Raw genomic sequence first — 13,375 nt, 5'->3', positions numbered from 1 at the left:
GAGTATGCGCTTGATGGGGCGCTTTCCTGGTCAGGTCCGTTCACATCCGAATCTCTTCCAGGAGTTCACGATGGCCGATGTGGCCTTCGTCGTCACCACGATCGCGGTGTTCGCGTTGGTGGCTCTCATTGCCAGGGGGGTGGCGAAGCTGTGACTGTCGAGAACGTTGTCGGTCTGATCGTGGCTGTTGCCCTGTTGGGTTATCTCGTCCTCGCCCTTGTTTACCCGGAGAGGTTCTGAGCCCCGATATGAGCCCTGTCCTTGCTGGTGTGCTCCAACTCCTTGCGCTCATAGCGGCGCTCGCGCTGGCGTACCGTCCGCTCGGCGACTACATGGCCGGTGTCTACTCCTCGAAGAAGCATCTTCGGGTCGAGAAGTGGATATACAAGGCCATCGGCGCTGATCCGAACACGGAGATGCGCTGGCCCGCCTACCTGCGCGGTGTCCTGGCCTTCTCCGCCGTGAGTGTCCTGTTCCTCTATCTGCTGCAGCGTGTCCAGGGCGGTCTGCCCGGCTCGCTGGGTTTCTCCTCGATTGATCCGGATCAGGCGTTCAACACGGCGGCGTCGTTCGTGGCGAATACCAACTGGCAGTCGTATTACGGCGAGCAGGCCATGGGTCATGTCGTGCAGACCGGTGGCCTGGCGGTGCAGAACTTCGTTTCGGCCGCGGTGGGTATCGCGGTGGCGGTGGCGCTGGTGCGGGGTTTCGCCCGCTCTCGCACGGGTGAGCTGGGCAACTTCTGGTCCGACCTGGTGCGCGGCACCGTCCGGATCCTGATCCCGATCTCGGTGATCGGTGCGGTCGTCCTGGTCGCCTGCGGTGCCATCCAGAACTTCTCCGGCGTTCATGAGGTCGGGCAGTTCATGGGCGGCTCGCAGCAGTGGAACGGTGGCGCGGTCGCCTCGCAGGAGGCGATCAAGGAGCTGGGTACGAATGGCGGCGGGTACTTCAATGCCAACTCGGCCCACCCCTTCGAGAATCCCAACGGGCTCTCCAACCTTCTTGAGATTTTCCTGATCCTGGTCATCCCGTTCGCGCTGACCCGCACGTTCGGCCGGATGGTCGGCTCCCTCAAGCAGGGTTACGCGATCCTCGCCACCATGGCCACGATCTGGCTCGGGTTCACCGCGCTGATGATGTGGACGGAGTTTGCCCACCATGGGCCTGCTTTCGATATTGCGGGTGGGGCGATGGAGGGTAAGGAGACGCGGTTCGGGATCGGTGGTTCGTCGATCTTCGCGGTGGCCACGACGTTGACGTCGACGGGTGCGGTGAACTCGTTCCACTCCTCGTTCACCGGTTTCGGTGGTGGGATCACGATGCTGGGCATGCAGCTCGGTGAGATCGCGCCGGGTGGTACGGGTTCGGGTCTGTACGGCATGCTGATCATGGCGATCATCGCGGTGTTCATCGCGGGTCTGATGGTCGGCCGTACCCCGGAGTATCTGGGGAAGAAGATCGGTACCCGTGAGATCAAGCTTGCGGCCTGCTACATCCTGATCACCCCGGCGCTGGTGCTCATCTTCACCGCCGCGGCGATGGCTCTGCCGACCCCGGGCAACTCGATGACCAACACCGGTGCGCATGGTTTCTCCGAGATTCTGTATGCGTACACCTCGGGTGCGAACAACAACGGTTCGGCGTTCGCCGGGCTGAATGCGGACACGCAGTGGTTCAACACGACGATCGGGCTCGCGATGCTGCTGGGCCGGTTCCTGCCGATGGTGTTCGTCCTGGCGCTGGCGGGCTCGCTCGCCGAGCAGAAGCCCGTACCGGCCACGGCGGGCACGCTTCGTACCGACAAGCCGCTCTTCAGCGGGCTGCTGGTCGGCACGATCCTGATCATCACCGGGCTGACCTACTTTCCGGCCCTCGCGCTGGGGCCGCTGGCCGAGGGGCTGGCGTCATGACTACTCGTACGAAGCAAGAGGACTCGATGTCCACTGTCATCCCCACCCGGGCGCCGCACCAGGACGTGCCCACGGGTCACCAGAGCGAAGGCCGTGTCGGCGGGGGTCTGTTCGACCCCAAGCAGTTGCTCAGGTCGTTCCCGGACGCTGTCCGCAAGCTCGACCCCCGGGTGATGATCAAGTCGCCTGTGATGTTCGTGGTGCTGGTCGGCTCGGTGGTCACGACTGTGCTGGCGTGTCTGGACCCGGGCGACTGGTTCGGCTGGGCGATCGCGGTCTGGCTGTGGCTGACCACGGTCTTCGCCAATCTGGCGGAGGCGGTCGCCGAGGGGCGTGGCAAGGCGCAGGCCGACACGCTGCGCAGGGCCAAGAGCGACACTGTCGCGCGCCGTCTGTCCAAGGACGGCAGGACCGAGGAGCAGGTGCCCGGCACCGAGCTGCGCATCGGTGATCTGGTGGTCTGTGAGGCGGGTGACATCATTCCTGGTGACGGGGATGTCGTCGAGGGCGTCGCGAGTGTGGATGAGTCGGCGATCACGGGTGAGTCGGCTCCGGTCATCCGTGAGTCGGGCGGTGACCGCAGCGCGGTCACCGGGGGTACGAAGGTGCTTTCCGACCGGGTCGTCATCAAGGTCACGACGAAGCCGGGTGAGACGTTCATCGACCGGATGATCGCTCTGGTGGAGGGTGCGGCCCGGCAGAAGACGCCCAACGAGATCGCGCTGAACATTCTCCTCGCGTCCCTCACGATCGTTTTCCTCCTGGCGGTTGTCACCCTGCAGCCGTTCGCGATCTACGCGGGCGCCAAGCAGTCGATGATCGTGCTGACCGCCCTGCTGGTCTGTCTGATCCCGACGACCATCGGTGCGCTGCTTTCCGCGATCGGTATCGCGGGCATGGACCGGCTGGTGCAGCGCAACGTGCTTGCCATGTCGGGCCGGGCGGTCGAGGCGGCGGGGGATGTCTCGACGCTGCTGCTCGACAAGACCGGCACGATCACGCTGGGCAACCGGCAGGCCGCCGAGTTCGTCCCGGTCAAGGGCACGACCGAGGCCGAACTGGCGGATGCCGCCCAGCTTTCCTCGCTCGCCGACGAGACTCCCGAGGGCCGCTCCATCGTGGTTCTGGCCAAGGAGAAGTACGCACTGCGCGAGCGTCACCGGGGCGAGCTGCGGCACGCCGAGTGGGTGGCCTTCACCGCACAGACCCGCATGTCAGGTGTGGACCTTTCCGAGAACGGCGAGGCCCGCAAGGTCCGCAAGGGCGCGACCGGTTCGGTGATCGCCTGGGTCAAGGAGCGCGGCGGCAGCGTCTCGCAGGACGTGCAGGCACTCACCGATCAGATCTCCCAGGCCGGCGGTACGCCGTTGCTGGTGGCGCTGGAGGATGAGAGGGGTGCCCGTGTGCTGGGTGTCATCCACCTCAAGGATGTTGTCAAGGAGGGCATGCGGGAGCGGTTCGACGAGCTGCGCCGCATGGGTATCCGCACCGTCATGATCACGGGTGACAATCCGCTGACGGCGAAGGCCATCGCCCAGGAGGCGGGGGTGGACGACTTCCTGGCCGAGGCGACGCCCGAGGACAAGATGGCTCTCATCAAGCGGGAGCAGGCGGGCGGCAAGCTCGTCGCGATGACGGGTGACGGCACGAACGACGCACCGGCGCTGGCCCAGGCGGATGTCGGGGTGGCGATGAACACCGGTACCTCGGCCGCGAAGGAGGCCGGGAACATGGTGGACCTGGACTCCAACCCGACCAAGCTGATCGAGATCGTCGAGATCGGCAAGCAGCTCCTGATCACGCGTGGTGCGCTGACGACATTCTCGATCGCCAATGACGTCGCGAAGTACTTCGCGATCATCCCGGCGATGTTCGCGGTGGTCTATCCGGGTCTGGACAAGCTGAACATCATGCAGCTGTCCTCCCCGGAGTCCGCGATCCTGTCCGCGGTCATCTTCAACGCGCTGATCATCATCGCGCTGGTGCCGCTCGCCCTGAAGGGTGTGCGCTACCGGCCCAGCAGTGCCGACTCGATGCTCCGGCGCAACCTCGGGATCTACGGACTGGGCGGCCTGGCCGCCCCGTTCATCGGCATCAAGATCATCGACCTGATCATCTCCCTCATCCCCGGAATCGGCTGACCTGCCATGAACAACTCCGTAGGAAACACCGCCCGGCTGCTGTGGGCCGGACTGCGCGCCCTGCTCGTCCTGACCATTGTGTGCGGCGTGCTCTACCCGCTCGCCGTCACCGGTGTCGCCCAGGGCATCTTCCCCAACAGGGCCAACGGCTCCGAGATCACCGCGAACGGCAAGGTCGTCGGCTCCGAACTCATCGGCCAGCGCTACGACCTGCCACTGAAGAAGGGACAGGAAACCGCGGCCCCGGACCTCAAGTGGTTCCAGCCGCGCCCCTCCAACGGTCTCGGCACCAACAGCGTCAACACCCAGTACAAGCTGATCCTGTCCGGAGCGACCAACCGCTCCGGCGACAACAAGGAACTCATCGACTGGGTCACCGCCGCCAAGGCCGCCGTCGTCAAGGACAACTCTGTCCCCGGCCACCCCGTCAGCCCCGCCGATGTGCCGGCCGACGCCGTCACCTCCTCCGGCTCCGGCCTCGACCCCGCCATCTCCCCGGCATACGCACAGCTCCAGATACACCGCGTCGCCGAGCGCAACCACCTCGACGTCAAGCAGGTCGAGAAACTCGTGGCGGACAGCACCGACGGCCGGATCCTCGGCTTCATAGGAGAACCGAGGGTCAACGTCCTCCAGCTCAACATCGCACTCAAGGAACTCACCGAGAAGTGATCGCCTTACACCGGTGGGCGGGAGTCCGAGGCCCGAGGAGTGTCCTCGGGCCTCGGACTCCCGCCCCAGCCCATGACGAGAGGCTTCTCGGGCACAGCAGAAAGGCGGCACGCCGATGACCCGGGTGCTGGTGGTGGAGGACGAGCCACAGCTCGTACGCGCTCTCGAGATCAATCTCAAGGCACGCAAGTACGAGGTGGACGCCGCGTCCGACGGAGGCACGGCTCTTCGGCTGGCCGCCGCGCGCCCACCGGACGTCGTACTGCTGGATCTCGGCCTGCCCGACATGGACGGCATCGACGTGATCAAGGGGCTTCGCGGCTGGACTCGTGTACCGATCCTGGTGGTCTCCGCCCGTCGGACCTCGGACGAGAAGGTCACAGCACTCGACGCGGGGGCGGACGACTACATCACCAAGCCGTTCAGCATGGCCGAACTCCTGGCCCGGCTCAGGGCCGCATCCCGCCGAACGGCGGCTGCGCCGCCCACTGATGATTCGGTGATGGTCGCGACCGCGGAATTCACGGTCGACCTGCTCGCGAAGAAGGTCAGGCGGGACGGGCGCGACGTCCGCCTCACCCCGACCGAATGGCACCTGCTGGAAGTACTGGTCCACCATCGCGGGCGGCTCGTCAGCCAGAAGCAACTGCTGCAGGAAGTATGGGGCCCCACCTACGGCACACAGGGCAACTACCTCCGTGTCTACATGGCCCAGCTGAGGCGCAAACTCGAACCCGACCCTTCGCACCCCCGGCATCTCATCACTGCCCCCGGTATGGGCTACCGCTTCGAGATGTGAGTCGCTCCGCGGTCCGGCAGGCCGCTGCGGGCGCGGACCTGTAAACCAGCCCCTTGACTGCAAAGATCGGAACCATGGGACGCGGCAAGCTCCGGATCTACCTCGGCGCGGCACCCGGTGTGGGCAAGACATACGCGATGCTTTCCGAGGCGCACCGCCGGATCGAACGTGGCACGGACTGTGTGGTCGCGTTCGTGGAACATCACAACCGGCCCCGTACCGAAGTGATGCTGCACGGCCTCGACCAGATTCAGCGCCGTGAGATCGAGTACCGCGACACCGTCTTCACCGAGATGGACGTCGATGCGGTGCTGGAGCGCCGCCCGGCCGTCGCCCTCGTCGACGAGCTCGCCCACACCAACGTGCCCGGTTCCCGCAACGCCAAGCGCTGGCAGGACGTCGAAGAACTGCTCCAGGCCGGTATCGACGTCGTCTCCACGGTCAATATCCAGCACCTGGAATCGCTCGGTGATGTGGTGGAGTCGATCACGGGCGTACGGCAGCGGGAGACCGTCCCCGACGAGGTCGTTCGCCGCGCGGACCAGATAGAGCTGGTCGACATGTCGCCCCAGGCACTTCGCCGCCGAATGGCTCACGGGAACGTCTACAAGCCGGACAAGGTCGACGCCGCCCTGTCCAATTACTTCCGGCCCGGCAACCTCACCGCGCTGCGCGAGCTGGCGCTGCTGTGGACGGCGGACCGGGTCGACGAATACTTGCAGGAGTACCGCACCGAACACCGGGTCTCCAAGATCTGGGGCTCCCGCGAGCGCATCGTGGTCGGTCTCACCGGCGGCCCCGAGGGACGTACGCTCATCCGCCGCGCCGCCCGGCTCGCCGAGAAGGGCGCCGGCGGCGAGGTGCTTGCGGTCTACATCGCCCGCAGCGACGGCCTGGCCTCCGCCTCGCCCAAGGAGCTCGCGGTCCAGCGGACCCTGGTCGAGGACCTCGGCGGCACCTTCCACCACGTCATAGGCGACAACGTCCCGTCCGCTCTGCTCGACTTCGCGCGTGGGGTGAACGCCACCCAGATCGTGCTCGGCGTCAGCCGCCGCAGGACGTGGCAGTACGCCTTCGGCCCCGGAGTCAGTGCCACCGTCGCCCGTGAGTCGGGACCCGACCTGGACGTCCACATCGTCACCCACGAAGAGGCGGCCAAGGGCCGGGGCCTGCCGGCGGCCCGCGGGGCCCGCCTCGGCAGGGCCCGGATCATCTGGGGCTGGCTCGTCGGCGTGTTGGGCCCCGTCCTGCTGACTCTCCTGCTCAATGGCGTCGCCCCCGACGTCGGCCTGGCCAACGACATGCTGCTGTTTCTGACACTGACGGTGGCTGCGGCGCTGATCGGCGGGCTTCTCCCGGCACTGGCCTCGGTCGCCTGGGGTTCGCTGCTGCTGAACTACTACTTCACGCCTCCGCTGCACAGGCTCACCATCGCGGACCCCAAGAACATCGTCGCCATCGTGATCTTCGTCGGGGTGGCCGTCTCGGTCGCCTCTGTCGTGGACCTGGCCGCCCGCCGTACTCATCAGGCCGCCCGGCTGCGCGCAGAGTCCGAGATCCTGTCCTTCCTCGCGGGCAACGTGCTGCGCGGCGACACGAGCCTGGAACCGCTCCTGGAACAGGTTCGCGAGACCTTCCATATGGATTCCGTGGCGCTGCTGGAGCGCGACAGCGACGTCGATCCCTGGACCTGCACCGCCGCCGCAGGGACGGCCCGTCCGCTCACACGCCCCGAGGACGCGGACGTGGACATGCCGGTCGGCGACCACATGGCGCTGGCCCTCTCCGGCCGCGTACTGCCCGCAGAGAACCGTCGGGTGCTGGCCGCCTTCGCCGCCCAGGCCGCCGTGGTACTGGACCGGCAGCGCCTGGTCGGGGAGGCCGCGCAGGCCCGCGAACTGGCCGAGGGCAACCGCATCCGCACCGCCCTGCTCGCCGCCGTCAGCCATGATCTGCGAACGCCGCTGGCCGGTATCAAGGCCGCCGTCTCCTCCCTCAGGTCCGACGACGTGGAGTGGTCCGATGAGGACGAGGCCGAGCTCCTCGAAGGCATCGAGGAGGGCGCGGACCGGCTCGACCACCTTGTCGGCAACCTCCTCGACATGTCCCGCCTCCAGACCGGCACCGTCACCCCGCTCATCCGTGAGATCGACGTGGACGAAGTCGTCCCGATGGCGCTCGGCGGCGTACCGGCGGACAGCGTCGTCCTCGACATCCCCGAAGACCTTCCGATGGTCGCCGTCGACCCGGGCCTGCTGGAACGCGCCGTTGCCAACATCGTCGAGAACGCGGTCAAGTACGCCCCCGACGGCGAGCCCGTGGTGGTGTCGGCCAGCGCGATCGCCGATCGTGTGGAAGTCCGGGTGACAGACCGCGGCCCCGGCGTCCCCGACGAGGCGAAGGACCGGATCTTCGCACCGTTCCAGCGCTACGGCGACGCCCCGCGCGGCGCCGGGGTCGGCCTCGGGCTCGCGGTCGCCCGCGGGTTCGCAGAGGCGATCGGCGGCACGCTGACCGCCGAGGACACCCCGGCAGGTGGCATGACGATGGTCCTCACGCTGCCCGCCGCGGTCGGCCATCCGCCGGCCCGCCCTGACCTCCCGGCCACAGCCACGTCCTGAAGGGGGAGACGCCAGTGGCTCGTCCCGGAACCGTCACCCGGTGGTCGGCTGAGCGCTGTGAGAGGTTTTGCCGAACGGTCGATCACCTGTTGTTCCTGCTCGGGTAGCTTCCAAGCATCCATTGATCGCGATGTGCGGACTTCTCCCGGCATGACCGGAGGGGCCCGTTGGGAGGCATGTCATGAGTGTGGTCAACCTGTTCCGGACCGCGGCCGCTCTGCCGGACGCCTGGAGATCTCGTCCACTGGGCGAGGTGGGGACGGCCTGCGTCAAGGTGCTGCGCATGGACGAACTGCCGGTTGAGGAGGAGACACACGGCACCGCTGAGGTGCTGCTCGTAGTCGATGGCAGGCTGGAACTGACGGTGGAAGATACCGAAGTGACAGTGGGGCCGGGTGAGATGTACGTGGTGACGGCGGGTGCCCGGCATGCCGTTCGCACAGGGAGCCAGGGCACCCTGGTGATCGTGGAAGTGCCCGAGGGGTGAGGGGTACTGCACGCCGGCGGTCAGGTCCAGGGCGGCGAGCATGTGCATCGCGGTCCGGCTGACCGCGTCCACGCATCGGGATGACGGGCTGGGACCTGGGCGCTGTCCCCCGTTGTCACCGCAGTTCGGCCGCGATCAGGGGGAATCGACGGACTCAGCCGCTGAGTGGGAGCGAGCAGCCGCCGATGCACTTTGGCTCGGTGCACCGGCGGCCGCGTCGGCAGGGCCGTTACGAAAGCTCCCGATCGATCTGGTTCTCGTTGATCTTCTCTTCCCGCATGGTCTTGTCGTTCTGGATGGCATAGCGAGTCTGTGCCCCGCTGCCCTCGGTCTGCCGGATCTCGCCCTGCTGCTTGTGGTTTTGCTGGTCCCGGTACTCCACGCGCTGTCCCTGGCGGTATGACATCGGGAATCTCCAAGTCTCGTGTAGGTCGGTGGAGGGCCCGCCCCGCTCGTTCGGCGGGGGTGCCTCTCCTCTGCGCCCGCGTCTGTCGCTGGGCGCATGTGACAGCCCACCCCCACCTCCGCGCCACAGCAACCACTACGGGGCGAATGGGGTACGCCTCGCCCGCCCGGCCGATGCCGCGCCAGTGGTGATCAGCGTTCGGTGACAACGGCCGCCCTCTTCGGTTCCGTAGCGCGCGACAGCGAAACTCTCACGCTGCACATTCCCAGCGGCGGCAGCATCCCCAACCTGCGGGCCGTCCTGGACGTCCCGGACAACGCATCGGTTCAGGCCTCACGGGGTGCTGGACTCGCGGAATCCCGCCGCTTTCCGACCTTCGCCAAGGTGGTCGGAGCCTTCGACGACGGCTACGACCTGCATCTCGGAGGTCCGCGTCCTCGCCGAACGTGCCGTTGATCCGTGACCAGCGCGGCTCGGTGGCCAGGTCGATCTGCGGGCGCAGCGCGACCCGGATGCCCACCGCCAGGTACTCCTGGCGGGCGATGTCGGCGTGCTGCCACACCGTTTTCTCGCTGCCGATCGCCGCGAGACCGGTGGTCTCCGGCCACTGGGCCCGTCGCCGGGGGCTTGAGCTCGGGCATGTCTCCTCCTGGGCACCGTTGCGCCAGTAGCGACCGCATGTCGCCGGGGTGTGGAGACGTTAACCCGAAAATTGGTTGTCGTGCAGATTTGGCGTGATGGAAATCCGGCAGCCGCCCGCCTCAGTGCGAGGAGGTGGGGCGCGCCGCCCGGTCGAGGAAGGTCTCGATGTCGCCACCCGCGTCGAGGCCGGGTTCGTAGAGCCACTGGAGCTGAAGCCCGTCGGCCAGTGCGAGGGTCGCCCGTGCCAGCCAGGCGGGGTCCGCGTCGGCGTCGATGACGCCGGCGGCCTGCCGCTGCCGGAACTCGTCCGCGAGGGTGTCGCGCAGGCGGGCGTAACGCGCCATGAAGAAGTCGTGCCCGTCGTGCGCCTCGTCCGTGGCCTCGGCGCTGATGTTCACATAGAGCTTGACGAGGCCCGGGATGCGGTGCAGCTGCTGCAGCAGGCGCCGGACGTCCCCGCCGGCGGCCGTGCGGGCCGGTGCGTCCACCATGTCGCGGGCGTCCACGATCGCCGTCATCAGGTTCTGCCGCGAGCCGAAGTAGTGGGTGATCACGCCGGGGCGCACGCCGACCCGCTCGGCGATCTCCTGGAACGTGGACTGGTGGTAGCCGCGCTCGGCGATCGTTTCGAGAGCGGCGCTCAGGATCTCCGCCCGGCGTACGACCCCCTTGGCGTACGGGCCGCGCTTGCGCTCGTCTGCCCCCTGGGCCTCTCCGGCGGCCCCGGTGTCTCCGTTTTCTGCGCGCGTCGAAACGGCTGCGCTTGTTCCGCCGGGCGGCGTCGACCCGGTCGATCGCCCGGCTTGGTCCAGCAACTGGGCCATCAGAACCGGCAGTCGAAGGTTCAGGTGGGCCAATGCCTCACGCGATTCGTCCCCCGCCGGTGAGTCCAGCTGCGAGACGAAGGAGTCGACTTCCTTCCCGATCAGCTCCGCCAGTTCCAGCACTGCGTCGGTCCCCGCGTTCGCCTGCCGGGGCAACCTCTGTGGAGGTGCGGTTTTCGCGTTCCGGGCCCGGAAGGCCTTCGACTGGCAGGCACGGCCGCAGTACACCGGCGGCCGCCCCCGCGCCTTGCTCTCCAGCTGGGCTCCGCATGTCCTGCAGTGCCGCTCGGCCGAGTCGTCCGGAATCTCTCCCATCCGCCAAAGCTACCATTTCGACGCGCGCTGAAAAGTGGGTCAGTGGCGTGGCGGTGGAACATGTACGGCTGCTTCCCGTCGGTGAGGGTGTCCAACCGGGCGCACAAGCAGGGTCGCGCCGCCACGCAGCGTGCAGTCCAACGGCGGGTGTCGGGCGCCTCACGGGCCGTCGGTACGCACCTGGCGGCCATCGCCGGCTGGGTGCGCCGGCACGTGGTCAGTCGAACAGGTCGGGATCGGATGCCGTGATCTGGTCCCACAGCGGACGGGCCTGGAACCAGCCCGCCAGATGGGTGCCGACCTGGCCGCGGGTCAGCAGTGCGGTCTCCCGGTCGATGAGCTTCGGTGTGCCGGCCGCCATCGCCAACAGCTGTGCCTGGCAGGAGCGTTCCATGGTGATGAACCACCACACGGCCTCGGCGACCGAGTGGCCGACGGTCAGCAGGCCGTGATTCTGAAGGATGACGGCCTTGTGTCCGCCGAGGGCCTCGCCGATCCGCTTGCCTTCCTCGAGCTCGTCGACCACGCCCTGGTAGTCGCTGTAGAGGCAGTGGTCCTCGAAGAACGCGCAGGCGTCCTGGGTGATCGGGTCGAGCGGGATGCCGAGGCTGGAGAAGGCCTTGCCGTGCAGGGAATGAGAATGCGCGGCGGCCACGACGTCGGGGCGGGCGGCGTGCACCTGGGAGTGGATGACGAAGGCGGCCTTGTTCACCAGGCGGTTGCCGTGCAGCAGGGTGCCCTCGTGGTCGACCAGGAGCAGGTCGGACGCCTTGATCTGGTTGAAGCTCATGCCGAACGGATTGACCCAGAACCGGTCCGGGTTCTCCGGGTCGCGCACCGTGATGTGACCGGCGACGCCTTCGGAGAAGCCGAACCTGCCGAACAGACGGAATCCCGCAGCGAGTTGTTCCTTCCGGTACTGCCGCTCGGCCTCGACGGAGTCGAACGTCGGTGGCATGGGGATGGTGACGCCATCGGGCAGCGGGCCTGCGGCGGAAGCGATGGCGGAAGGCGTGGTGTCAGTCATGGAGTGCCTCCAGGACGAAAGGGGTGGCAGTGCGGGCCCCAGACGATACGCTTCTGTATCGGATACGTAAATGCATCGGATTCAAGGCCTCCCGCAGCGCCGCGAGCAGGATGCAGACCTGTATCGGATACGTTGGGACATTGGATACGGGCCGGTGCTCTGCCGGATGCCGACGCATGCAACGCGAGGAGGGTCAATGCCCAAGGGTGTGACCAAACGCCGCCCGCGTACCCGGGCCGCGCTGTTGCAAGCGGCGTTGGAGACCTTCGCCGAGCACGGATTCCACGGCACCTCCATCGAGCAGATCTGCGACCGCGCCGGCTACACCCGCGGCGCGTTCTACTCGAACTTCAGCAGCAAGGAAGAGCTCTTCTTCGCGCTCTTCGACGCACACAGCGAGCGAATCATCAGCCGCCTGACGGAACTCGTCGACTCGATCGACGGCGAAGACTTCTCGCTCGACCGCTTCGCCGAACTCCTCCCCGAACTCGAAACCGACGAACGGGACTGGTTCCTGGTCACCACCGAGTTCACGCTCCACGCCATCCGCGACCGCCAGGCCGCCTGGATGCTCGCACGCCACGACGCACGGCTGCGCGCGCAGATCGCCCGCGCTCTGACTGAATGCGTGCGCGGTGCGGGCCTCGCCCTCACCGTGGATCCCGAGGAGCTCGCCCGGCTGCTCATCGCCGTACGGGAAGGCGAACTCGCCCAGAGCTATGTCGAACCCGACCAACTGCCGCCTGGGGAGCTCGGGCGCCGCTACCTCGTCCCGCTCCTGTCCGCCGTGACCGTACCCGCTGTCGAGGGGCCCCTCGCAGGGGAACCCGGACCCGGTGCGAGTTCCGCGAGCGCGCACTCGTAACGGCCCGCTCCGGCAGGCGCCGGAGCCGACTTCCGTAGATCTGCTTCTGGAGATCTACGGTGTGGCGGTGGTGCTCTGTGCCTGGTCGTCGTTCGTGAGCATGCGCCAGACGCGGCGGACACGGTTCGCCATGTCGATGCTGGGGTCGCTCAGCCACTGGAGCTGGATGCCGTCGGACGCCGCGTGACGGCTGAGGCGGTGTGGTGCGGGTCGAGGCCGGGGTTCGCGCGGCCCGCGCGGCAGGGCAGACCCAGGGCCAATACGGCGAAGACCGTTCCAGCGGTGAACGCGCTCGACATGCCGTCGGCCTCGGCGATGTGGGCGTGGACGTGGGCGTGGGCCCGCAGGCTCTGGCCGACGCCCTTCGGCTTCTCAGCCCAGTCGCGGCTCACCGAGCCGAAGACAGTCACCAGTACCGCCAGGCCCACCGGGCCGCCCGTCTTCTGCATCGGCTGGAGCATGCCCGATGCGGCGCCCGAAGTGCCCGTGCGCTGCTCGACCGGTAGGCACGCGACAAATAGGGACATGTTGCGGAGTACTGTGCTGGTCTCGTATCCAGCCCTCTCGTCGCCCGACCCGCCCAAGTGGTCGTGACCATCCGGAATTCGGAGCCCGCCTCCGAGCATTGACCGTGAACGCCCGCCCAGGTTGCGGCTGAGCGAC

At 67.5% G+C, this 13,375-nt stretch carries 14 protein-coding genes; 9 read left to right on the top strand and 5 right to left on the bottom strand.

Annotation, left to right across the window (positions count from 1 at the left end):
- The first annotated feature begins 13 nt into the window (after nt 1-13).
- The 8 genes from ACGFU7_RS27405 to ACGFU7_RS27370 all read left to right on the top strand — a co-directional run bounded on the left by ACGFU7_RS27405 (nt 14) and on the right by ACGFU7_RS27370 (nt 8,633).
- Nucleotides 14-154 carry a hypothetical protein gene (locus tag ACGFU7_RS27405; RefSeq protein ID WP_393699092.1) on the top strand — a complete coding sequence of 47 codons (141 nt, stop codon included), beginning with the start codon at nt 14-16 and terminating at the stop codon, nt 152-154.
- Nucleotides 151-240, top strand: a complete 90-nt coding sequence (gene kdpF, locus ACGFU7_RS27400) for a K(+)-transporting ATPase subunit F (RefSeq protein WP_393699090.1) — start codon at nt 151-153, stop codon at nt 238-240. The genes ACGFU7_RS27405 and kdpF overlap by 4 nt, the downstream gene beginning before the upstream one ends.
- 8 nt (nt 241-248) lie before the next feature.
- Nucleotides 249-1,913 carry a potassium-transporting ATPase subunit KdpA gene (gene kdpA / locus ACGFU7_RS27395; RefSeq protein ID WP_393699088.1) on the top strand — a complete coding sequence of 555 codons (1,665 nt, stop codon included), beginning with the start codon at nt 249-251 and terminating at the stop codon, nt 1,911-1,913.
- On the top strand, nt 1,910-4,054 hold the full coding sequence (gene kdpB, locus ACGFU7_RS27390) for a potassium-transporting ATPase subunit KdpB (protein WP_393699086.1): 2,145 nt from the start codon (nt 1,910-1,912) through the stop codon (nt 4,052-4,054). The genes kdpA and kdpB overlap by 4 nt, the downstream gene beginning before the upstream one ends.
- Nucleotides 4,055-4,060: 6 nt before the next feature.
- The gene (locus ACGFU7_RS27385) at nt 4,061-4,726 is read left to right on the top strand and encodes a potassium-transporting ATPase subunit C (RefSeq protein WP_393699085.1); all 666 of its coding nucleotides are present in this window, start codon (nt 4,061-4,063) and stop codon (nt 4,724-4,726) included.
- 115 nt (nt 4,727-4,841) lie between these two features.
- The gene (locus tag ACGFU7_RS27380) at nt 4,842-5,525 is read left to right on the top strand and encodes a response regulator (protein WP_393699083.1); all 684 of its coding nucleotides are present in this window, start codon (nt 4,842-4,844) and stop codon (nt 5,523-5,525) included.
- Nucleotides 5,526-5,599: 74 nt separating this feature from the next.
- Complete coding sequence (locus ACGFU7_RS27375; RefSeq protein WP_393699163.1) at nt 5,600-8,146, top strand: ATP-binding protein; 2,547 nt, start codon at nt 5,600-5,602, stop codon at nt 8,144-8,146.
- Between the two features lie 181 nt (nt 8,147-8,327).
- Entirely contained in the window at nt 8,328-8,633 is a 306-nt protein-coding gene (locus ACGFU7_RS27370; protein ID WP_393699081.1) for a cupin domain-containing protein, read from the top strand.
- A 229-nt stretch (nt 8,634-8,862) separates the two neighbouring features.
- Here ACGFU7_RS27370 and ACGFU7_RS27365 read toward each other — a convergent pair whose 3' ends face one another.
- From ACGFU7_RS27365 to ACGFU7_RS27350, 4 genes are all read right to left on the bottom strand, one after another.
- Nucleotides 8,863-9,039, bottom strand: a complete 177-nt coding sequence (locus ACGFU7_RS27365; RefSeq protein ID WP_393699079.1) for a hypothetical protein — start codon at nt 9,037-9,039, stop codon at nt 8,863-8,865.
- Nucleotides 9,040-9,289: 250 nt separating this feature from the next.
- On the bottom strand, nt 9,290-9,601 hold the full coding sequence (locus ACGFU7_RS27360) for a hypothetical protein (RefSeq protein ID WP_393699078.1): 312 nt from the start codon (nt 9,599-9,601) through the stop codon (nt 9,290-9,292).
- 199 nt (nt 9,602-9,800) lie between these two features.
- Nucleotides 9,801-10,820 carry a TetR/AcrR family transcriptional regulator gene (locus ACGFU7_RS27355; protein ID WP_393699077.1) on the bottom strand — a complete coding sequence of 340 codons (1,020 nt, stop codon included), beginning with the start codon at nt 10,818-10,820 and terminating at the stop codon, nt 9,801-9,803.
- Between the two features lie 217 nt (nt 10,821-11,037).
- Nucleotides 11,038-11,847, bottom strand: a complete 810-nt coding sequence (locus ACGFU7_RS27350; protein ID WP_393699075.1) for a class II aldolase/adducin family protein — start codon at nt 11,845-11,847, stop codon at nt 11,038-11,040.
- Nucleotides 11,848-12,043: 196 nt separating this feature from the next.
- Between ACGFU7_RS27350 and ACGFU7_RS27345 the strand changes: the two genes are divergently transcribed.
- Nucleotides 12,044-12,712, top strand: coding sequence for a TetR/AcrR family transcriptional regulator (locus tag ACGFU7_RS27345; RefSeq protein ID WP_393699073.1), 669 nt, complete (start codon nt 12,044-12,046; stop codon nt 12,710-12,712).
- Nucleotides 12,713-12,861: 149 nt separating this feature from the next.
- On the opposite strand, the gene ACGFU7_RS27340 is transcribed toward ACGFU7_RS27345, so the two are convergent.
- On the bottom strand, nt 12,862-13,239 hold the full coding sequence (locus ACGFU7_RS27340) for a hypothetical protein (RefSeq protein WP_393699072.1): 378 nt from the start codon (nt 13,237-13,239) through the stop codon (nt 12,862-12,864).
- Nucleotides 13,240-13,375: the final 136 nt, after the last annotated feature.

Source organism: Streptomyces sp. NPDC048473, from assembly GCF_043200155.1.
Taxonomy (GTDB): Bacteria; Actinomycetota; Actinomycetes; order Streptomycetales; family Streptomycetaceae; genus Streptomyces.
This window is presented reverse-complemented; position numbering and strand designations above follow the sequence as displayed.

Excerpts from the sequence above, each read along its gene's own strand:
- ACGFU7_RS27380 (WP_393699083.1), top strand. The coding sequence starts at position 4,842 with ATGACCCGGGTGCTGGTGGTGGAGGACGAGCCACAGCTCGTACGCGCT.
- kdpA (WP_393699088.1), top strand. The coding sequence starts at position 249 with ATGAGCCCTGTCCTTGCTGGTGTGCTCCAACTCCTTGCGCTCATAGCG.
- ACGFU7_RS27340 (WP_393699072.1), bottom strand. The coding sequence starts at position 13,239 with ATGTCCCTATTTGTCGCGTGCCTACCGGTCGAGCAGCGCACGGGCACT.
- kdpB (WP_393699086.1), top strand. The coding sequence starts at position 1,910 with ATGACTACTCGTACGAAGCAAGAGGACTCGATGTCCACTGTCATCCCC.
- ACGFU7_RS27405 (WP_393699092.1), top strand. The coding sequence starts at position 14 with ATGGGGCGCTTTCCTGGTCAGGTCCGTTCACATCCGAATCTCTTCCAG.
- ACGFU7_RS27365 (WP_393699079.1), bottom strand. The coding sequence starts at position 9,039 with ATGTCATACCGCCAGGGACAGCGCGTGGAGTACCGGGACCAGCAAAAC.
- ACGFU7_RS27350 (WP_393699075.1), bottom strand. The coding sequence starts at position 11,847 with ATGACTGACACCACGCCTTCCGCCATCGCTTCCGCCGCAGGCCCGCTG.
- ACGFU7_RS27345 (WP_393699073.1), top strand. The coding sequence starts at position 12,044 with ATGCCCAAGGGTGTGACCAAACGCCGCCCGCGTACCCGGGCCGCGCTG.
- ACGFU7_RS27375 (WP_393699163.1), top strand. The coding sequence starts at position 5,600 with ATGGGACGCGGCAAGCTCCGGATCTACCTCGGCGCGGCACCCGGTGTG.
- ACGFU7_RS27355 (WP_393699077.1), bottom strand. The coding sequence starts at position 10,820 with ATGGGAGAGATTCCGGACGACTCGGCCGAGCGGCACTGCAGGACATGC.
- ACGFU7_RS27370 (WP_393699081.1), top strand. The coding sequence starts at position 8,328 with ATGAGTGTGGTCAACCTGTTCCGGACCGCGGCCGCTCTGCCGGACGCC.
- ACGFU7_RS27385 (WP_393699085.1), top strand. The coding sequence starts at position 4,061 with ATGAACAACTCCGTAGGAAACACCGCCCGGCTGCTGTGGGCCGGACTG.